Annotated in this window: 17 protein-coding genes; 11 read left to right on the top strand and 6 right to left on the bottom strand. The window is 51.5% G+C overall.

Going from position 1 to position 18838, the window contains the following annotated elements:
- The first annotated feature begins 111 nt into the window (after nt 1-111).
- Nucleotides 112-969, top strand: a complete 858-nt coding sequence (rpoH, locus tag FGI04_RS18250) for an RNA polymerase sigma factor RpoH (protein WP_012886634.1) — start codon at nt 112-114, stop codon at nt 967-969.
- A gap of 156 nt (nt 970-1125) precedes the next feature.
- On the opposite strand, the gene panM is transcribed toward rpoH, so the two are convergent.
- A complete protein-coding gene (gene panM, locus FGI04_RS18245) occupies nt 1126-1545 on the bottom strand; it encodes an aspartate 1-decarboxylase autocleavage activator PanM (protein WP_342699666.1) in 420 nt (139 codons plus the stop codon).
- A 403-nt stretch (nt 1546-1948) separates the two neighbouring features.
- Here panM and FGI04_RS18240 point away from each other — a divergent pair, with 403 nt between their 5' ends.
- The 6 genes from FGI04_RS18240 (at nt 1949) to FGI04_RS18215 (ending at nt 8091) form a co-directional block, all read left to right on the top strand.
- Nucleotides 1949-3061 (top strand): branched-chain amino acid ABC transporter substrate-binding protein, encoded by a 1113-nt coding sequence (locus FGI04_RS18240; RefSeq protein WP_153508945.1) that lies wholly within the window; start codon nt 1949-1951, stop codon nt 3059-3061.
- 78 nt (nt 3062-3139) lie between these two features.
- A complete protein-coding gene (gene livH / locus FGI04_RS18235) occupies nt 3140-4066 on the top strand; it encodes a high-affinity branched-chain amino acid ABC transporter permease LivH (protein WP_012886631.1) in 927 nt (308 codons plus the stop codon).
- Complete coding sequence (locus tag FGI04_RS18230; protein ID WP_038906021.1) at nt 4063-5343, top strand: high-affinity branched-chain amino acid ABC transporter permease LivM; 1281 nt, start codon at nt 4063-4065, stop codon at nt 5341-5343. Before livH ends, FGI04_RS18230 begins: the two co-directional genes overlap by 4 nt.
- Nucleotides 5340-6110, top strand: coding sequence for a high-affinity branched-chain amino acid ABC transporter ATP-binding protein LivG (gene livG, locus FGI04_RS18225; protein WP_012886629.1), 771 nt, complete (start codon nt 5340-5342; stop codon nt 6108-6110). Before FGI04_RS18230 ends, livG begins: the two co-directional genes overlap by 4 nt.
- A 6-nt stretch (nt 6111-6116) precedes the next feature.
- On the top strand, nt 6117-6818 hold the full coding sequence (livF, locus tag FGI04_RS18220; protein ID WP_016942790.1) for a high-affinity branched-chain amino acid ABC transporter ATP-binding protein LivF: 702 nt from the start codon (nt 6117-6119) through the stop codon (nt 6816-6818).
- An 88-nt stretch (nt 6819-6906) separates the two neighbouring features.
- Nucleotides 6907-8091: an aminotransferase-like domain-containing protein gene (locus FGI04_RS18215; RefSeq protein ID WP_407274346.1), complete on the top strand. Its 1185-nt coding sequence runs from the start codon at nt 6907-6909 to the stop codon at nt 8089-8091.
- Nucleotides 8092-8127: 36 nt separating this feature from the next.
- Here the strand turns inward: FGI04_RS18215 and FGI04_RS18210 are convergent, their stop codons facing one another.
- From FGI04_RS18210 to FGI04_RS18195, 4 genes are all read right to left on the bottom strand, one after another.
- Complete coding sequence (locus FGI04_RS18210) at nt 8128-9006, bottom strand: fumarylacetoacetate hydrolase family protein (RefSeq protein WP_407337090.1); 879 nt, start codon at nt 9004-9006, stop codon at nt 8128-8130.
- A gap of 69 nt (nt 9007-9075) precedes the next feature.
- Complete coding sequence (gene ttdB / locus FGI04_RS18205; RefSeq protein ID WP_407337089.1) at nt 9076-9684, bottom strand: L(+)-tartrate dehydratase subunit beta; 609 nt, start codon at nt 9682-9684, stop codon at nt 9076-9078.
- Nucleotides 9681-10541, bottom strand: a complete 861-nt coding sequence (ttdA, locus tag FGI04_RS18200; RefSeq protein WP_407337363.1) for a L(+)-tartrate dehydratase subunit alpha — start codon at nt 10539-10541, stop codon at nt 9681-9683. Before ttdA ends, ttdB begins: the two co-directional genes overlap by 4 nt.
- Before the next feature lie 102 nt (nt 10542-10643).
- The gene (locus tag FGI04_RS18195) at nt 10644-11939 is read right to left on the bottom strand and encodes an MFS transporter (RefSeq protein ID WP_407337088.1); all 1296 of its coding nucleotides are present in this window, start codon (nt 11937-11939) and stop codon (nt 10644-10646) included.
- Nucleotides 11940-12519: 580 nt separating this feature from the next.
- Here FGI04_RS18195 and FGI04_RS18190 point away from each other — a divergent pair.
- Complete coding sequence (locus FGI04_RS18190) at nt 12520-13434, top strand: LysR family transcriptional regulator (RefSeq protein WP_248588627.1); 915 nt, start codon at nt 12520-12522, stop codon at nt 13432-13434.
- Nucleotides 13435-13575: 141 nt separating this feature from the next.
- On the opposite strand, the gene FGI04_RS18185 is transcribed toward FGI04_RS18190, so the two are convergent.
- Nucleotides 13576-15216 (bottom strand): methyl-accepting chemotaxis protein, encoded by a 1641-nt coding sequence (locus FGI04_RS18185; RefSeq protein WP_342699661.1) that lies wholly within the window; start codon nt 15214-15216, stop codon nt 13576-13578.
- A 1133-nt stretch (nt 15217-16349) separates the two neighbouring features.
- On the opposite strand from FGI04_RS18185, the gene FGI04_RS18180 reads away from it, so the two are divergent.
- From FGI04_RS18180 to FGI04_RS18170, 3 genes are all read left to right on the top strand, one after another.
- Nucleotides 16350-17252: a cell envelope biogenesis protein TolA gene (locus FGI04_RS18180; RefSeq protein WP_407337087.1), complete on the top strand. Its 903-nt coding sequence runs from the start codon at nt 16350-16352 to the stop codon at nt 17250-17252.
- A 321-nt stretch (nt 17253-17573) separates the two neighbouring features.
- Nucleotides 17574-18377: a glycoside hydrolase family protein gene (locus FGI04_RS18175; RefSeq protein WP_407337086.1), complete on the top strand. Its 804-nt coding sequence runs from the start codon at nt 17574-17576 to the stop codon at nt 18375-18377.
- A complete protein-coding gene (locus tag FGI04_RS18170; RefSeq protein WP_407322002.1) occupies nt 18374-18775 on the top strand; it encodes a hypothetical protein in 402 nt (133 codons plus the stop codon). Before FGI04_RS18175 ends, FGI04_RS18170 begins: the two co-directional genes overlap by 4 nt.
- Nucleotides 18776-18838: the final 63 nt, after the last annotated feature.

Here is an 18838-nt window from a genome sequence, read left to right as displayed (position 1 = left end):
AAATAGTGTTTAGGCGCAGCAAATCGATTTTTTAGGCACAGAAAGTGCAGCAATTACCGGTATGCTATCCGAAGATGTGCAACGTTATGAATGATTAATGAGAGGGGTGGAATGACCAAAGATATGCAAACTTTCGCCTTAGTTCCCCAGGGCAGTCTGGAAGGGTACATCCGTGCCGCCAATGCCTATCCGATGCTGACGGCAGACGAAGAGCGGGCGCTGGCTGAACGACTGCATTATCACGGGGATCTGGACGCCGCCAAGCAGTTGATTCTTTCGCACCTGCGTTTTGTTATTCATGTTGCCCGTAATTATTCAGGGTATGGCCTGCCACAGGCGGACCTGATTCAGGAAGGCAACATCGGCCTGATGAAGGCGGTACGTCGCTTTAACCCGGATGTAGGTGTTCGTCTGGTGTCGTTTGCCGTGCACTGGATCAAGGCTGAAATTCACGAGTATGTCTTGCGCAACTGGCGTATCGTCAAAGTGGCGACCACCAAAGCGCAGCGTAAGCTGTTTTTCAACCTGCGTAAGACCAAGCAGCGTTTAGGCTGGTTCAATCAGGACGAGGTGGAACTGGTCGCGCGCGAGCTGGGTGTGACCAGCAAAGACGTCCGTGAAATGGAATCGCGTATGGCGGCGCAGGATATGACCTTTGATCCGTCGCCGGAAGATGATGCGCAGCCGGGCCAGCCGATGGCACCGATGCTTTACCTGCAGGATAAGTCTTCCGACTTTGCCGATGGCATCGAAGAGGACAACTGGGAAACCCATGCGGCAGACAAGTTGACCTATGCGCTGGAAGGGCTCGATGAGCGCAGCCAGCATATTATCCGTGCCCGCTGGCTGGACGATGATAACAAGTCCACGTTGCAGGAGCTGGCGGATCATTATGGTGTGTCTGCTGAGCGTGTGCGTCAGCTAGAAAAGAACGCTATGAAGAAACTGCGGGCGGCTATCGAAGCGTAACGCCGTGCTATTCGCAGACGATTCAACGTCAAACGACCGGGACAGCTCAGGCTTCCCGGTCGTTTTGTTTTATACCCGTCTTCCTGCAACCCGGGTTCTTTAGGGTATACACGGCAGGCTTTTCATCACTGGCACGCCACTACTTTCCTTCCTTGTTCACTTCCCTTCCTGATTAACAATATATTCCCAGCCGCCGGATACCGGATAGAAACCGCAGGATTGCATAAACTTATCCATCACGGCTTCACTGACCAGGGCATGGTCGGCGGCGTCCAGCCACCACTCTTTCACGTCAGGGCAGGCTTTTAGTACTTCTTCGAGCAGATACTTGCCGACACCATGACGCCGGGTGGAGGTTCTGACTTGTAGGTCGGTTAACTCTGCGCTGTCGCTGTTTGTATCGATTTCGACAATCACCCCAGCCAGCAGGTGGCCGTTAAAACGAGCGGCAAACAGGCGGTGATCATGGTTCAGGTCGCGCTCCAGTGCGTCGAAATTCTGGTGTGGCCAAATGAAAGCCAGGTCATGCCTGTCCTGTTCGCTGATTTTTGTGAGGCGTTCAACCGAGAGTCTCATACGCGGGTACTCCTGTTGATTCTTAAGAATATTGTAGTGATTCTGTAGGAAAAAGGTTGTGTAACTTTTTCTGTACGGTTAACAGGGAAAAAGGTTTTCCCGCCATTAATTTTTCGAGTAATTAATTATTCTTTGGTGTTAAAACCAGCATAACTGACTATTTATGAAGCCAAACTCGAATTTTAAAGATGGTATTTTATGCTGTTTACGCCGTGTTTTACTGAGAATCACAGTTGATTTGCAGCATAAAACTCCTGTTTAATATTATGAATAATAAAGCCTTATTACAAACTATTGCTTATAGTAGAGTCTAACTCATTATTCCGTATGAAAAAGTGCGGAAAATAACGGTTAACGACAATAATTATAGCAATATCCAAAAATGACAGATGGGGTAAAACGGATGAAATTAAGCAAAGGTAACGCATTACTGGTGGGGTGCCTGGCAGCAGCAATGAGCCATGCGGTAAACGCGGCGGATATCAAAGTCGCGATCGTCGGTGCCATGTCTGGCCCGGTAGCGCAGTACGGTGATATGGAGTTTACCGGTGCGCGTCAGGCTATTGCCGACATTAATGCCAAGGGCGGCGTGAACGGTAACAAACTGGTGGGTGTGGAATTCGATGACGCGTGCGACCCGAAACAGGCCGTTGCTGTCGCCAACAAGGTGATTAACGAAGGTATTCACTATGTGATTGGTCACCTGTGTTCGTCGTCCACTCAGCCTGCATCTGACATTTACGAAGATGAAGGCGTGCTGATGATTACACCGGCCGCGACTGCGCCTGACCTGACCACCCGTGGCTACAAGCTGATCATGCGTACCACCGGTCTGGATTCCGATCAGGGGCCGACCGCCGCGAAATATATTCTGGAGCACGTTAAACCGCAGCGTATCGCTGTGGTGCACGACAAACAGCAGTATGGCGAAGGCCTGGCTCGTGCCGTGCAGGATAGCCTGAAAAAAGCCAATGCGAATGTCGTACTGTTCGAAGGGATCACCGCCGGGGATAAAGACTTCTCCACGCTGGTGGCGCGCTTGAAGAAAGAGAACGTCGATTTTGTCTACTTTGGCGGTTACTACCCGGAAATGGGGCAGATTTTACGCCAGGCTCGTGCGGCTGGCCTGACGACCAAGTTTATGGGCCCGGAAGGCGTGGGTAACTCGTCGCTGTCCAATATTGCGGGCGAAGCCTCTCAAGGTATGTTGGTCACCTTGCCTAAGCGTTATGACCAGGTGCCGACCAACCAGCCGATCGTTGACGCGCTGAAAGCTAAGAAACTGGATCCGACCGGTCCGTTCGTGTGGACGACCTATGCCGCGTTGCAGTCACTGAGTACGGCGATGCAGCGTACTGGCAGCACCGAGCCTGCCAAGCTGGCCGCTGACCTGAAAGCCAAGTCGGTAGATACAGTGATGGGCCCGCTGAGCTGGGACGAAAAAGGCGACCTGAAAGGGTTTGAATTTGGCGTATTCGAGTGGCACGCAGACGGTACTTCCTCTCCGGCGAAGTAATTAACCGAACCCGTATTACTCCCAATACCGATGCCCCCTCAGCCGTCAGGCTGCGGGGGCAATGTCTAAGGTTAAGGTATGTCCGAGCAGTTCCTCTATTTCTTTCAGCAGATGTTCAACGGCGTGACGTTGGGCAGCACCTATGCGCTGATTGCCATTGGCTACACCATGGTTTACGGCATTATCGGCATGATTAACTTCGCCCACGGCGAGGTGTACATGATCGGTAGTTATGTTTCTTTTATCGTGATTGCGGCGTTGATGATGATGGGCATCGACGCTGGCTGGCTATTGATTGGCGTCGCGTTTATCGCGGCGGTGGTGATCTCCAGTGCCTACGGCTGGAGTATCGAGCGTGTGGCTTATAAGCCGGTGCGCAATTCCAAACGTCTGATTGCACTGATTTCCGCCATCGGTATGTCGATTTTCCTGCAGAACTACGTCAGTTTGATGCAGGGGTCGCGTGACGTGGCGCTGCCGAGCCTGATCCAGGGCCAGTGGGTGTTGGGTGAAAGCAACGGCTTTGCCGCGACGCTCTCTGCGATGCAGCTGACTATCTGGGTCGTCACTTTTCTGGCGATGCTGGCACTGACGCTGTTTATCCGCTACTCCCGCATGGGGCGCGCTTGCCGTGCCTGTGCAGAAGACCTGAAAATGGCGAGCCTGCTCGGTATCAGTACTGACCGTGTTATCTCGCTGACTTTCGTTATCGGTGCCGCGATGGCGGCGGTGGCCGGGGTGCTATTGGGCCAGTTCTATGGCGTGATTAACCCCTATATCGGCTTTATGGCGGGTATGAAAGCGTTTACCGCCGCCGTGCTGGGCGGTATCGGCAGTATTCCAGGGGCGATGATCGGTGGCCTGATTCTCGGCATTGCCGAGTCGCTGACATCTGCCTACCTCAGTACCGAATATAAAGATGTGGTCTCCTTTGCGCTGTTGATCGTGGTGCTGCTGGTGATGCCGACCGGGATTCTGGGCCGTCCGGAGGTGGAGAAGGTATGAAACTGCACACGCTGGTTAATGCCGTGGTATCGGCGCTGGTACTGCTGGTACTGGCGACATTCCTGATGGGGATGCAACTGAGTCTCGATGGAACCCGTCTGGTGGTGCACGGCGCGGAAAAAGTACGCTGGATGTGGATTATCGCTGCCTGCGCGCTGGTGTTCCTGTTTCAATTACTGCGTCCTGCCCTGGCGCAAGGGGCGAAGAAAGTCTCTGGCCCCGGTTTTGTGCTGCCGAGCTTTGACGGCAGTACGCCACGGCAAAAACTGCTGGCGCTGGCGTTGGTTATCGCCGCCGTCGTCTGGCCGTTCGTGGTGTCGCGCGGGACGGTGGATATCGCCACGCTGACCATGATTTACATCATTTTGGGCCTCGGCCTGAACGTGGTGGTGGGGTTGTCTGGTCTGTTGGTGCTGGGTTACGGCGGTTTCTACGCCATCGGTGCTTACACCTACGCGCTGCTGAGCCATTATTATGGCCTCGGTTTCTGGCAGTGCCTGCCGCTGGCAGGGCTGACGGCAGCGTTGTCCGGTTTCCTGCTCGGGTTCCCGGTACTGCGCTTGCGCGGTGACTATCTGGCGATCGTCACCCTCGGGTTTGGCGAGATTGTGCGTATTCTGCTGCTCAACAATACCGGTTTTACCGGTGGGCCGAACGGCATCAGCCAGATTCCGAAGCCGACGCTCTTCGGTCTGGAGTTTAACCGTACTCCGCAAGGCGGTTGGGATACGTTCCATCACTTTTTTGGCCTGCGCTACGACCCTAGCGACCGCATCATCTTCCTGTACATGGTGGCGTTGTTGCTGGTGGTGTTGACGTTGTTTGTCATTAACCGCTTGTTGCGCATGCCGCTGGGTCGTGCCTGGGAAGCGCTGCGTGAAGATGAAATTGCCTGCCGTTCGCTGGGGCTGAGTCCCACCAAAATCAAACTGACGGCGTTTACCATCAGTGCGGCATTTGCGGGTTTCGCCGGGACGCTGTTTGCTGCTCGTCAGGGCTTTGTCAGCCCGGAATCCTTCACCTTTGTGGAGTCGGCGTTTGTGCTGGCAATCGTGGTGCTGGGCGGGATGGGCTCGCAGTTTGCGGTGATTCTGGCGGCCATCCTGCTGGTGGTATCGCGTGAGCTGATGCGTGACCTGAATGAGTACAGCATGTTGGTGCTGGGTGCGCTGATGGTACTGATGATGATTTGGCGGCCACAAGGGCTGTTACCGATGAAGCGTCCGCAGATAAAGCTGCAGGTTGGTAAGGTTGAGAAGAAGGAAGAGCAGGCATGAGCACGCAGCCATTATTGTCGGTCCGGGGCCTGATGATGCGCTTCGGCGGCCTGCTGGCGGTCAACAACGTCGAGCTGGATTTGCATCAGGGCGAAATAGTGTCGTTGATAGGTCCCAACGGTGCCGGTAAAACCACGGTATTCAACTGCCTGACCGGTTTCTATCGCCCGACTGGCGGCACCATTGTGCTGCGGGACCAGCATCTGGAAGGCTTGCCGGGACAGCAAATAGCCCGTATGGGGGTGGTGCGTACTTTCCAGCATGTGCGTCTTTTTCGCGAAATGACCGTGATTGAGAACCTGCTGGTCGCCCAACATCAGCACCTCAAAAGCGGGGTGTTCGCTGGTCTGTTAAAGACACCGGCGTTTCGCCGTGCCGAAGCGGATGCCCAGCAGCGTGCCGCCGTCTGGCTGGAGCGCGTGGGTTTGCTCGAACTGGCGAACCGTCAGGCGGGAAATCTGGCGTATGGCCAGCAGCGCAGGCTGGAGATCGCCCGCTGCATGGTGACCCGCCCGGAACTGCTGATGCTGGATGAACCGGCCGCCGGTCTGAACCCGAAAGAAACGGAAGAGCTTAACGAGCTGATTATCGACCTGCGCGGCAATCATCAGGTTTCCGTGCTGTTGATTGAGCATGATATGAAGCTGGTGATGGGGATTTCTGACCGGATTTACGTGGTGAATCAGGGGACGCCGCTGGCAAACGGTACCCCGGCTGAAATTCGTAACAACCCGGATGTTATCCGTGCATATCTGGGTGAAGGATAAAACGTTATGTTGTCATTGAATCAGGTTTCTGCGCACTACGGCAAAATTCAGGCGTTGCATCAGGTCAGCCTGCATATCAATCAGGGTGAGATCGTGACGCTGATTGGCGCCAACGGTGCGGGTAAAACCACCCTGTTGGGCACACTGTGCGGTGAGCCGCGTGCCTCGCAAGGGTCTATCGTGTTCGACGGCAAAGACATTACCGACTGGCAGACGGCGCGCATTATGCGTGAAGCCATCGCTATCGTGCCGGAAGGCCGTCGGGTGTTTTCCCGCATGACGGTAGAAGAGAATCTGGCGATGGGCGGGTTCTTCGCCAGCCGTGAACAGTATCAGGAGCGCATTGCGCGTGTGTATGACCTGTTCCCTCGGTTGTTTGAGCGTCGTGCTCAGCGTGCCGGGACCATGTCCGGCGGTGAACAGCAAATGTTGGCTATCGGCCGTGCGCTGATGAGCCAGCCGCGTTTGTTGTTGCTGGACGAGCCCTCGTTGGGGCTGGCACCGATCATCATTTTGCAGATTTTCGACACCATCCAGCAGTTGCGCGAAGAAGGCATGACCATCTTCCTGGTGGAGCAGAATGCCAATCAGGCACTGCGTTTGGCGGACCGCGGCTATGTGCTGGAAAACGGACGTGTGGTGTTGGAAGACACCGGTGATGCTTTGTTAGCTAACGAAGCCGTGCGTTCTGCCTACCTTGGTGGTTAAATTACTGCTCACGTGAGACACCTCATCGGGCCGGGTTTTACCGGCCCGTTTTTCTACCATCTTTTTAAAAAAATAAGAGAGATTTAACATGTCAACGGATGGGTTACTGGCGCAGCGCATGGCGCGCCTGAAAAGCTCCGCGATTCGTGAATTGCTCAAGCACAGCAAAATGGACGGCGTGATTTCGTTGGCGGGCGGCATTCCTTCTGATGCGTTATTTGATTTCCAGGGACTGAATGAAGCAACTCAAAGGGCGATTACCGAGCAGCCAAAATCGGCGTTTCAGTATGGCCTGACCGAAGGCAGCCCGTTGTTGCGTGAGCGTATCGCTGAGCTGTGTGCGCTGCGTGGCGTACAAACGCAGGCACAGGACATTGTGGTGACGGCTGGTTCCCAGCAGGCGCTGGATCTGGTGATGCGTGCCACCGCCAACCCGCAGGATATCTTTGTGGTGGAGCGCCCGACCTATCTGGCGGCACTGCAAACGCTGCAACTGGCAGAAGCGCAGGTGATGTCGGTATCGTCTGACGAAAACGGCATGGTGGTGGATGAGCTGGCAGCACTGCTGGAAACCACGCGTATCAAAGGCGTCTATCTGGTGCCGAACTTTGGTAACCCGAGCGGCGTTACCTTGAGTGAAGCGCGTCGCCGTCAACTGGTGGCGCTGGCTGCCCGTCACGATTTCCTGATCGTAGAAGACGACCCGTATGGTGAGTTGCGTTTCACCGAGGAACGCCATGCCACGATTTACCAGTTGGCGAAAGAAGCCGGTCATGCCGACCGCGTGGTGTATACGTCATCGTTTTCCAAAGTTCTGGCACCGGGGCTGCGTTTAGGCTGGGCGATTCTGCCGGAATGGCTGCTGCATAACGTGGCGATCATCAAACAGGCCGCCGACCTGCACGCCAGTTCGTTGTCCCAGACTATTGTGGAGTTCTATCTGGGAAGTGGGCGCTTACCTGCACAGATTGATACCATTCGTCAGGCTTATCGTCGCAAGGGCGAACTGTTGTCTGAATTGATGGCGCATGAACTGGGCGATGTGATGAGCTTCAACCAGCCGAAAGGCGGCATGTTCCTGTGGGCGCGTTTCCGTCAGCCGTTTGATACCACCGCCTGGCTGCAGAAAACGCTGGAGCAAGGCGTGGTGTTCGTGCCCGGAGAGTTCTTCTTTGCCGATAAACCGGACCAGTCCACGCTGCGTTTGTCGTTCGCTACGGCGACCGAAGAGCAGATGCATGAGGCGGTGGCGCGCCTGCGCCGTGCGCTGTAAGCATCGTGTAACCGCTGCCGTTTCGGCAGCGGTTGTTTAGACGGCGCAAGGTACCGGGCGCTGCACCCGACTTTCATCGGCGGGTTGCGACGTTGCGATACGGTTCGTCAACCGGCCAATCCCGCTGATTTCCACTTCCACCACATCACCTTCGCGCATAAACAGCGGCGGTGTGCGTTTCTTGCCGACACCGCCCGGTGAACCGGTGATAATCACATCGCCGGGTGACAACGGGGTAAAGCGGGAAATGTACTCAATGAGTTCAGCGACGGAACGTACCATATTGCCGGTGTGGTCATGCTGTACACGGTTGCCGTTTAGGTAGGTACTGATGCCAAGCTGTTGTGGATCACCAATCTCATCGGCAGTCACCAGCCAGGGGCCGAAACCGCCGGTGTGACGCCAGTTTTTACCGGAGGTGAACCAGGTGTACTGCATGTCGCGTACTGAGCCATCCATAAAGCAACTGTAACCTGCCACCACCGATAACGCGTTTTCCCGACGGATGTTGTCTGCGGGTTTACCGATGATCACCGCCAGTTCGCCTTCGTAATCAAATTCATTGGTAGATTGTGGTTTGAGCAAGGGCTGTTGATGGCCGCTTAGTGTGTCGGCAAAGCGGATAAACAGTGTGGGCGCATCAATGGTTTGTTCAAATTCGATGCGCTTTTCCATGTAATTCATGCCCACGCACAGGATTTTTGACGGCTGCTCGATGACCGGTAAATAGGTGACCTCATCAAGCTGAAAATCAGCCTCGGCGTAGTGAGGGAGGTCTGTCAGCGCATTGGCTCGCAGCAATGCCGCCAGATCGCTAAAGGGTAGTCGGTGACCAAGGTCGATAAGCCCGTTGTCGTTCACCATACCGAAGGTTTTCACACCGTTTTCCGGATTGATAAAACTCGCCAGTTTCATACGTGTATTCCGTTGTTAATACTGGGGTGACGCGCTTAGGTTTGTTGCCCGTCGCCCCGGTGTGGGACGTTATTTGATAAAGCGGATCTGTTCGTTGATGTCGGCAATGACCGGCACCTTGCGCTCGTTATAGGTCACCTTGTTTTTCTCAAACAGGTTGTTGCCGCGCGTGTCGATGGAGATGATCAACGGGCCGAAGACCTTCACCCGGTTAACCCACAGCGTTTCCGGCATCCCCAGATCGCGCCACTGGGCGTCTTCGATTTCCTCGACACAGGTGGCTGCCAGCACCGCGCAACCGCCAGGGAACACCGCGTGTACCGCCTTGAATTGCTGGCAACCGGCTTCGGTATTCGGCCCCATGCCGCCTTTGCCGATAATCAGTTTCACGCCGGTTTGCTCGATAAATTCTTTTTCGAATTTCTCCATGCGCATACTGGTGGTTGGACCGATGGAGATCATGTCGAAGCTGCCGTCCTCTTTTTCCACCACGATCGGGCCTGCATGGAGGATGGCTCCACCGTTGAGGTCAACGGGCAACTGACGCCCCAGCTCAATCAACCGGCGGTGTGCCACATCACGGCAGGTGACCAGGGTGCCCGTCAGGTACACCACATCGCCAATGTTCAGGTCCGCCAAATCTTCATCTTTGATAGGCGTGGTCAGGATTTTTTTCATAATACGGCACCTTCGTGAGACAGGATTTCATAGGATAAGTCGGCATTGAAACGAATAGCGCCGCGACGGTGTGCCCAGCAGCCAGTAGAAACGGCCACCCCGATGGTGGACGGGTGACGGGCGGAGGACTCAATGTTGACCCCCATTACCGATGACGCACCACCCAGTCCCTGAGGCCCCAGCCCCACCTGATTCAGGCCGTCTTCGAGCAGTTTTTCCATTTTGGCGGCATCGGCGTTCGGGTGTGAGGAGTCAACCGGGCGCAGAATGGCTTTCTTCGATAGCCGTGCAGCGGTTTCCACCGAGGTAGAAACACCCACCCCAACCAGTAACGGCGGGCAGGCATTCACGCCATAAGAGGTAATCACGTCAAACACAAACTGATTTACGCCCTCGTAACCCTGACCCGGCATCAACACTTTGGCGGCACCTGGTAGTGAGCAACCGCCACCGGCCATATACACGTCGATAGTGCAGTGGTCGTCATCAGGGATAATTTCCCAATCCAGCCAGGGGATGCGAGAGCCGGTGTTGGTGCCGGTGTTTTTCTCGACAAAGGTTTCTACCGCATTATGGCGCAGTGGCGCTTTCTTGGTGGCTTCCAGTGTGGCCTGCTGTAATACGTGCTCCAGGTCGCCGATAAGCGGGAAGCGTGCGCCAACAGTAATAAAGTACTGAATGACACCGGTGTCCTGACAGCAGGGGCGATCCAACTCGTCCGCCCGTTTCTGGTTTTCAAACATCGAGTCGTAGACAACTTTTGCCAGCGGGCTGTCTTCTTTTGCGCGCAGCTCGTCGAGTTTTTTGATGACATCGGTCGGGAGCCGTTTGCCGACATAGCCGGTAAAACGGGTCATGACATCAATCAATTCCGATATGGATTCAGTATTCACAATAACCTCCGGGTGTAAAAGCCTGCTGGGGCAGGCTGCTAAAAATGTGGTGGTGGCGTGATGGCATCAGGCCAGCGACGTTTTCATGACCCTACGTTTGCGGTTCACTTCAATCAGCAACGTGAGCAGTGCTGAGAGCAGCAGCAAACCGGCAATGGCATACAGCGCGAGTGAGAAATCGCCGGTTTTTTCTTTTAGCCAGCCGATGACGGCCGGGCCGAAAAAACCGCCTAAATTGCCGATCGAGTTAATCGCGGCCAGCCCGGCGGCGGCTGCCGGGCCGGACAAAAACAGTGACGGGATGCTCCACAACGGTGGTTTGCAGGAGTAAATGCCGATGCTCGCCAATACCAATGCCAGCATGGCAAGACCCAGTGAATGCACGGAACCGGCCAGCACGAAACCGAGGCTTGCCAGCACACAGGCGCTGACCACATGCCAGGTACGTTCGCGGGTGGCATCTGAATGTCTGGCCCAGAAAATCATGGTGACGACCGCAATCGCTGCCGGAATGGCATTAATAAAGCCGATTTGCAGCGTGCTTAAACCGAAGGATTTAATAAATTGAGGTGACCAGATATTTAATGAATACAATCCGGCGGAGGTACCGAAATAAACCAGCGCCAGCGTTAAGACGCGAATATCCGTCAACCCTTTCAGTGCGCTGGTTTTGGTTTCACCACTTCTGGTGGCTTTTTCTTCTTGCAGTGTGGTGGTCAGCCATTGTGTTTGTTCCTGATTTAACCAGGTGTTTTTTTCCGGTTTATCATTCAGATAAAAGAAAGTGAAAATTCCAAGCAAAATAGCGGCTACGGAATCTATTAAAAACATGAACTGCCAGCCGGTTAACCCCATTACGCCGTGAAAACTGAGAATAGTGCCTGCCAGCGGCGACCCCAACATGGAGGAGATAGGTGCTGCGGCCATGAAAAAGGCAATCACCTGAGCGCGGCGTTTGGATGGGAACCAGGTGCTAAGGTAAAGAATAATGCCAGAGAAAAACCCCGCTTCTGCCACGCCGAGGAAAAAACGCAGAATATAAAAGCCGGTTACGGTTTTTACCGATATCATGCACGCCGCGACAAGTCCCCAACTGATCATGATACGTGCCAGCCAGATACGCGGGCCCACTTTTTGCAGAATGATATTCGAGGGTACATCAGTAAAAAAATAACCAATAAAAAACATACCCGCACCGATACCAAATACGGTTGAGGAAAATCCCAGGTCTTGATTCATGGTAAGTGCGGCAAAGCCAATGTTAATGCGATCAAAGAAAGCAATGAAATAAGCGAACATCACAAATGGCACTATTCGCCAGGTTATTTTTTTGAGAGTTTCTCGCTCAATGTCTTTTTTCATTTCGCGTTCCAGATTAGTAAAAATGATAAGAATAAATAACGTCTGGCAAGACGATGGCTGTTATATGGAAAAGCCGTGTCACTATGCAGTCAGGGGCGTGGTTGATCATCCATTCGCATTTATATAAATAATTCGTATAATTCAGCGATAGATATGTTGTGACATGATAAAAATGATCAAGATCAATATTTATTGATTCTTATTGTGATGTGTTTCGCTATTTTTACTGATATTAAAAAAATAGCATCACCGAATAGTTGAAAACTGATATCCCATTTCTGTGATAAAGATCAGCTATAACACAATAAGCTCCCGCTTGCGTGTTGTTCATAAAAAAACAGCGTTATGATTTATTCAAATTTTTCACATATACCCCAAATAATTCGAGTTGCAGGACAACACGCAGGCGTGTTGAACAACGCAACGCGTTGGCCCTTTAGGGCAAGGCTCATTAGAGCCTTGTAACACGGCAACCGAGTGAATCCCCAGGAGCTTACTCAAGTAAGTGACTGGGGTGAACGAGGGCAGCCAACGCACCTGCAACTCGAAGGATGACGGGTATAATCGCCAGAGGAAGAGCATGGAACTTAACCAACTGCGCTGTTTTATTGCGGTGGCTGAAACGCTACATTTCGGTCATGCCGCCCAGCGGCTGGATATGTTGCCTTCCGCGCTAGGGCGTCATATTCGTTTACTGGAGGAATGCCTGGGGACCAGGCTGTTTATTCGCTCGACACGCAGTGTGGCGTTGACGCAGGACGGGCAAACGCTGCTGGAAGAAAGCAGAAAGCTGGTGGCAGATGCTGACGCACTGGCGCTCCGCTTTCGCTCTCAGGGTCGTGCTATCGCCAGTGTTTTACGCATTGGGGCGATTGATAGTGCTGCCATTGGCTTGATTCCACATCTGTTGCACTTCTTTCGTCAGGAGTATCCACAGGTGGATGTGCAGATTCATGAGGATAAGTCCTCCCGTCTGTTACCCAGGCTGAAAACCGGGAGTCTGGATCTGATTTTTATTCGCCCACCGGAACGCTGGGCACCCTGGCTAACCATGCGTTTTTTACTGAATGAGAATGTCGTACTGGCTATTGAGGAACACCATGAATTGGTTGGGCATCAGGATGTCGGGATTCATGATCTCGCGACCTTGCCGTTGATTGTGCCTGACAGGCGTGCGCGACCTCATAGCCATGATGTGACCATGAATCTATTTAGTGAAGCACGGCTCAAGCCGAATGTGGTGCAAAAAGCTAATGAAAAACAGACCATTATCAATATGGTTGCGGCGGGTGTCGGGGGAGCTATCATGCCGCGTTGGGTATCCCGTATGTCGGTGCCGAATGTTCGGTTTATTCCCATACGGCATCAGGGGACTTCAGCAGGTCAAGGGTTGCCGCTGGCGGTTGCCTGGGTGAGTACCGGAAGTGATCCGGTTCGTGATGGTATGATTGGGATTTTAGAGCGTGAACTGCCGCAGATTGAGCAGCATTTCTGATAGAACACCCGGTTGGCGGTATTCCTGTCATCTCTCATCTTTGGCTGGATAGGATAAGACCGGTTACACCACGGAGGGAACGTGTCACACGTCCCCTCCGTATAGGTATTACTGCTATGTATTACTGTGTGCATCACGGTATCAATGCATAATCAGACGGTGTTCGATGGGGGTATCGGCAATAGTGACTGGGTCGTTCATGTCCAGCCGTTTGCGTGAAATAGTCTCTTCCACCACAAACACTTTGATCACGTCCACCAGATGGGCCGCCTGATGATTCAGGCTATCGGTCGCGGTGGCTGATTCCTCTACCAGTGCCGCATTTTGGTGGGTGACCTGATCCAACTGCGCCACAGCCGTGTTGATTTGTGAGATCCCCAGTTGCTGTTCACTGGTCGAAATACCTATCTCACTGATCAGTTCAGCAACCTGTTTGGTCTGTTGCAGGATATCGCTCATGGTGCTACCTGCATGGTTGACCAGGTCAGCCCCGGTTTCGATTTTTTGTACACTCTCCGTAATCAGGGTTTTAATGTCGTGTGCCGCGCTGGCGGCATGCTGTGCCAGCGAGCGAACTTCACTGGCGACCACGGCGAACCCTTTCCCTTCTTCCCCGGCGCGGGCGGCTTCTACCCCGGCATTAAGCGCCAGGATATTGGTCTGGAAAGCAATGCTGTCGATAAGCTGGATAATATCAACAATCTTCTGGGAACTGCTGTTGATGTCGTTCATCACGCTGATGACATTGTTGACTACGTCATTGCCTTTATCGGCGGTACTGTTGGCGTTGTTGGCAAGCTCAGTCACGTGATGGACGATTTCTACGTTATGGCTAACCGCGTTGCTGATTTGCTCCATGGACGCGGCGGTTTGTTGCAGGCTGGCGGCCTGTTCTTCGGTACGCTGGCTGAGATCGTTGGTTCCGCTGGCGATTTCGCTGGTTCCCATCGCGATCGCATAGCTACTCTGGCGCACCTGATCGACGATGTGGCTCAGGCTGCGGCGCATCACCTCAAGGGCGGCCAATAAACTGTGATTATCGTTTTCCTGTAGCGGTATCGCCAGTGACAGGTTGCCTTGTGCGATTTGCCGGGCAATACGAGCGGCCTCCGCCGGTTCACCCCCGAGGGTGCTTTTGACATGATGGGTAATTAACCAGGAGATCAGCACACCGATGAATAGCGAAACGATCGCCAGAATGAACATGGTATTACCGGCATTGTCTGCCAGATTTTCAGCGCTATCTGCCAGGTCGGTGGTGGCAGTTTTCTGATAGGAGACGATCTCATCAATGGCCGCAATCAGTTTCTCCTGCGCAGGTTGCATTTCGTTGAGGATGACATTGCGGGCTTCCTCATTACGATTAGATTGCGCCAATGCAACGGCCTTGCTCAATGCGGCGACAGCATCTGGGCGGACATCAGCCAGATGAGCTATCAAGCGTTGACCCGTTGAATCACTGGGCATCGATTTTAATTTAGTGATGATCACCCCATTTTTTTCTACGCTTTCATCAACTTTCTTTTTCTCCTGGCCCATTTTGGTGACATCGGTCAGCATAGCCATATTGCGCACGGAATTGGTTGCGACGATCATATTATCCTTATAGGATTGTATGAGTAGCAATTTAACGATACGGTTTTGGGAAAGTAACTGAATATCTGAGCTTAATTCTCGTAACTGCGTTTTACCGAATGTAGCGACGAGAAATCCGATAATAATAACGACAGCAAAACCTGCGCCAATCATCGTATTGAGTTTCATGTGTTTTAATTTGTCCATATTTCCGTGCCTGTGTGTCAATGTCTTCGTTCACATGGGTGATGCAAAGAGCGGGTGCCAGAAAATAAGGAATATCATCACCTTGTCATGATGACTGGCCGACTGATATACCTGCCATAGTGTCGTGCAACTGCATTTTTACATTGATATTCAATGTGCATCCCATTGCTGGAAAATAAAAATACTAAGCCTTCTCATTTCATTGGGTTGGCTCAGATATCTTATTATTTTGTATAAGGTTATCTGTACGGCGTATTTTCAAGAAAATATCGCAGCACGGTTTTATCCAGCAAAGATCTATTATCTGGTGTCGGGCTATAACACCGTCGGCAGGTGTATAGAAAGAAAATTGAACAGCATGTCGTTGGTTGATGCCAGTCCGGCAGATGATGTCTTCCGTGGTAATACTCACTAGGCCGACACTATCAATATGGAAGCAAAATGGGAGTTTGTCTATAAAGGGTAATGTTTATTTTTTTATTAAACTTCATTGGTGTGATTATTTTTATATTGAGCCATTTTATTGCGAATGAATTAGGCATAATTGATTGTTATTAATACCGTCTTTTTTCGCCTTCCCATCACGTCGATGGTCATATCGCTGTATATACCCAAAATAATTCGAGTTGCGGGACAACACGCTCGCGTGTTGAACAACGCCATGCGTTGGCCCTTTAGGGCATGGCTCGTTAGAGCCTTGTAACGCGGCAAGAGAGCGACAAATTCGTTGGGAACGAATTTGACCAGCCAACGGCTGGCCTCTGGTGAGAGACTGGATGCCTCTCATTTCATCCCGATGAGAGCTTACACTGGTAAGTGATTCGGGTGAACGACAAATCGGCATACGCCGATTTGAACGCTGCTCGCAGCGGCCCGAAGGGCGAGGCCCGTTTATGGGCCGAGTAACGCAGCCAACACACCTGCAACTTGAAGTATGACGGGTATAGCGGGGTAATGAGAAACGCTTTTACCTGACGACGGTATGGTGGTGAAGACGTACATGGCCTAAAGACTGTGGGCGTGGTGCCGTTATGTTTCAATATATGTCAGAAAAACGTGGCTGATGGGGTGAGATGACACCTCATGCTTCATTTTTGCTGATGAATGATGACCGGCGCTGCATAGGACTTCGAATGACCTCTCCACTTTCTTTCAACCGTTCTGCTACAGGTACATCCGCGCAGAATGTCAGGACCGATAGTAACGCCAGTACGGCGCAAACCAGCACGGAAACCGAGACATCTCGCGAGCAGCCATCGTTGACGTCTGTGATGGTGCAATTCAGCGACGAGGTTCGTAAACGTATTGATGCCGCCATGCGGGTCAATATGAGCAAGCTCAACAGTGCCGACCAGGATCTGGCGCGCGGGCATATTGAACAAATCAAACGGCGCATCCAGATGCTGAAGATGATGTTGCTGTCGCTGGCCGGCCAGTCGGTGCCCCCTGGCGTACTGCGAGAAATTCGCCAGTTGGCCGCAGAGCTGGGACAGGCGGCGAAAACATTGAGCGGAGGCAGCGGTGGGGCGGCTACCGGCACGGCGGGAGGGGAAAATCAGTCTGGCGTGGCAGCAGAAAGCGGTGGTGGTGCATTGTCCGCAGCTACAGCAGCAACCACCTCCACCGCTGGTGACAGTGCCTCTGCTGAATCGGAGGCTCTGGGAACAGGGGAGCACGCCGCTGGCGTACCATCGACGGCAAAAAGTGGTGAGGGTGATACTTCTGCGCAGGAAGCGAAGCAATGGCAGGACGTAGCCGCCGCGTTTATCGAGCGGAATGCCGGTTCGACGCAGCGGCGGACGGATGCGAAGTCGGTACAGGATGCCGTCCGCGAGCTGAAGTCGTTACTCTCGATGGTGAAAAATGCGAGCAAAAACGGCGACAAAGAAGCCCAGAAGCAGATTCAGGCTATAAATCAATATATTGCCGATATCGAGAAGACGGTGCAGTCGATGAATATGACGGGAGGTACAGACATCAGCGTCGATCTGTCTGTCGGCCCGGCGGGTAATGTCTCGATTGATGTGCAGGTTTGAGCGTCACACGCCAGCATGATTCGGGGAGTAGGACCATTCTCCTTCTCCCCGAATAGGTGGTTAACCGCTGCTGATGCCGTGGTTATCGTGACTGGTCGAGCCATCATGACATTGCAGGATATACCAGACAGTGTGAGGATTGCCTGAGAGGGAGGGAAACGGCTTTGCTGTACCCCGAAATTTGTTTATTCAACGAAGCCCATCAGGACCATTAACACATTAAGTTTATTTATAAAAAATTAATGTTCTTACATTTTAATTATGATATAAATTTATTCCTTCGGATAATCGAACTGGAATGCTTTTTCATAAGGAGATGATATGAATACTATTGAATCATCCGTCGGTCTTCGTGGCACGAATAGAAGAAATGATGTCATTCTTGTACAAGAAATATTGAAGAAAAATGGATTCCCGCATTTACGAGTAGATGGTATATGTGGGAGGAATACCAAAAGAGCAATTATTGAATACCAGCAGAAATTTCATTTACTTCCCGATGGAATGATAAATCCGGGAGGTAAAACAATAGAAAGTCTAACATCGACCTCGAATACAGAATCTTTACCTACCCCTCATGGCTCTACTGCGACAAACCCTAATGGTGAAAGAAAAAGAGCATCCCTTATGTCGCCAAGTTTCCAATGCATTAATTTGATGAAGCAATATGAAGTACTAAAAACAAAACCTTATGACGATCAAACAGGAAGAGATACTGAATATTGGAAAGTAGGAGCAACAATAGGCTACGGGCATTTAATTCGTGAAAGTGAGTTTGAGAAGTATAAACAAGGAATAGACTTTTCAGATGCAGATATATTATTTAACCAAGATATTAGAAGATTCATCGCCGCAGTTAGAGATTTCGTTAAAGTAGATGTCACCCAAAATGAATTTGATGCATTGGTTATGTTCTCTTTTAATATTGGAACTAAAGACAGTCAGCATCAAAGAGGACTGTATTATTCAACTGTTCTGAAAATAATTAATGGTGAATCATCAGAGAACATAGATAATGCATGGATGAGATATACTATATCTCAAGGGCATCAAATGCGAGGGTTAATTAACAGGAGAAGAAGCGAATTAAATGTATATCATAAAGGTATTTATATAAAACTATGAAAAATAAAATTATATCTATAGTGTTAGCGATTATTACATTCAGTACGCTAGCTCAAGAGCAAAACTCTCTACATCCTTTTTTCAGGGGGGAGATATATGATATTTACTTATCCTACGGAAAATGCTCTCAGAATGATATTGAATGTGACGACATAACATACCATTCAATTAATAAAAAAAACAAAAGTGAATTAAATATAAAAGGTAAGACATTAAATGTTGGGCCATCAAAAGACTTCAGAGGATATATATTTATAAATGGTTCATACACCTATACACTCACCCCCTCGCCAGAAGAGGAGAATTATGATGAAAGCATATGGTTCCTTGATGTCTATAAAAAAACAGACAAAGGTGACAAACCTATTTTAAGAGAAAAAGGGCGAAGGCTTGACTAGTAAATAGGGAAGAAAATTATAAGAGCCTAATTTTATAGGCTCTTATCAAAACACAATATAATA

The organism is Dickeya ananatis (genome assembly GCF_019464615.1).
GTDB classification, from domain to species: domain Bacteria; phylum Pseudomonadota; class Gammaproteobacteria; order Enterobacterales; family Enterobacteriaceae; genus Dickeya; species Dickeya oryzae.
The sequence above is the reverse complement of the archived record's forward strand: the minus strand, read 5'-3'. Positions and strand labels throughout refer to the sequence as shown.

What these genes read in the sequence shown, in the direction of transcription:
- rpoH (WP_012886634.1), top strand. Translation starts at nt 112, where the DNA reads ATGACCAAAGATATGCAAACTTTCGCCTTAGTTCCCCAGGGCAGTCTG.
- panM (WP_342699666.1), bottom strand. Translation starts at nt 1,545, where the DNA reads ATGAGACTCTCGGTTGAACGCCTCACAAAAATCAGCGAACAGGACAGG.
- FGI04_RS18240 (WP_153508945.1), top strand. Translation starts at nt 1,949, where the DNA reads ATGAAATTAAGCAAAGGTAACGCATTACTGGTGGGGTGCCTGGCAGCA.
- livH (WP_012886631.1), top strand. Translation starts at nt 3,140, where the DNA reads ATGTCCGAGCAGTTCCTCTATTTCTTTCAGCAGATGTTCAACGGCGTG.
- FGI04_RS18230 (WP_038906021.1), top strand. Translation starts at nt 4,063, where the DNA reads ATGAAACTGCACACGCTGGTTAATGCCGTGGTATCGGCGCTGGTACTG.
- livG (WP_012886629.1), top strand. Translation starts at nt 5,340, where the DNA reads ATGAGCACGCAGCCATTATTGTCGGTCCGGGGCCTGATGATGCGCTTC.
- livF (WP_016942790.1), top strand. Translation starts at nt 6,117, where the DNA reads ATGTTGTCATTGAATCAGGTTTCTGCGCACTACGGCAAAATTCAGGCG.
- FGI04_RS18215 (WP_407274346.1), top strand. Translation starts at nt 6,907, where the DNA reads ATGTCAACGGATGGGTTACTGGCGCAGCGCATGGCGCGCCTGAAAAGC.
- FGI04_RS18210 (WP_407337090.1), bottom strand. Translation starts at nt 9,006, where the DNA reads ATGAAACTGGCGAGTTTTATCAATCCGGAAAACGGTGTGAAAACCTTC.
- ttdB (WP_407337089.1), bottom strand. Translation starts at nt 9,684, where the DNA reads ATGAAAAAAATCCTGACCACGCCTATCAAAGATGAAGATTTGGCGGAC.
- ttdA (WP_407337363.1), bottom strand. Translation starts at nt 10,541, where the DNA reads ATGACCCGTTTTACCGGCTATGTCGGCAAACGGCTCCCGACCGATGTC.
- FGI04_RS18195 (WP_407337088.1), bottom strand. Translation starts at nt 11,939, where the DNA reads ATGAAAAAAGACATTGAGCGAGAAACTCTCAAAAAAATAACCTGGCGA.
- FGI04_RS18190 (WP_248588627.1), top strand. Translation starts at nt 12,520, where the DNA reads ATGGAACTTAACCAACTGCGCTGTTTTATTGCGGTGGCTGAAACGCTA.
- FGI04_RS18185 (WP_342699661.1), bottom strand. Translation starts at nt 15,216, where the DNA reads ATGGACAAATTAAAACACATGAAACTCAATACGATGATTGGCGCAGGT.
- FGI04_RS18180 (WP_407337087.1), top strand. Translation starts at nt 16,350, where the DNA reads ATGACCTCTCCACTTTCTTTCAACCGTTCTGCTACAGGTACATCCGCG.
- FGI04_RS18175 (WP_407337086.1), top strand. Translation starts at nt 17,574, where the DNA reads ATGAATACTATTGAATCATCCGTCGGTCTTCGTGGCACGAATAGAAGA.
- FGI04_RS18170 (WP_407322002.1), top strand. Translation starts at nt 18,374, where the DNA reads ATGAAAAATAAAATTATATCTATAGTGTTAGCGATTATTACATTCAGT.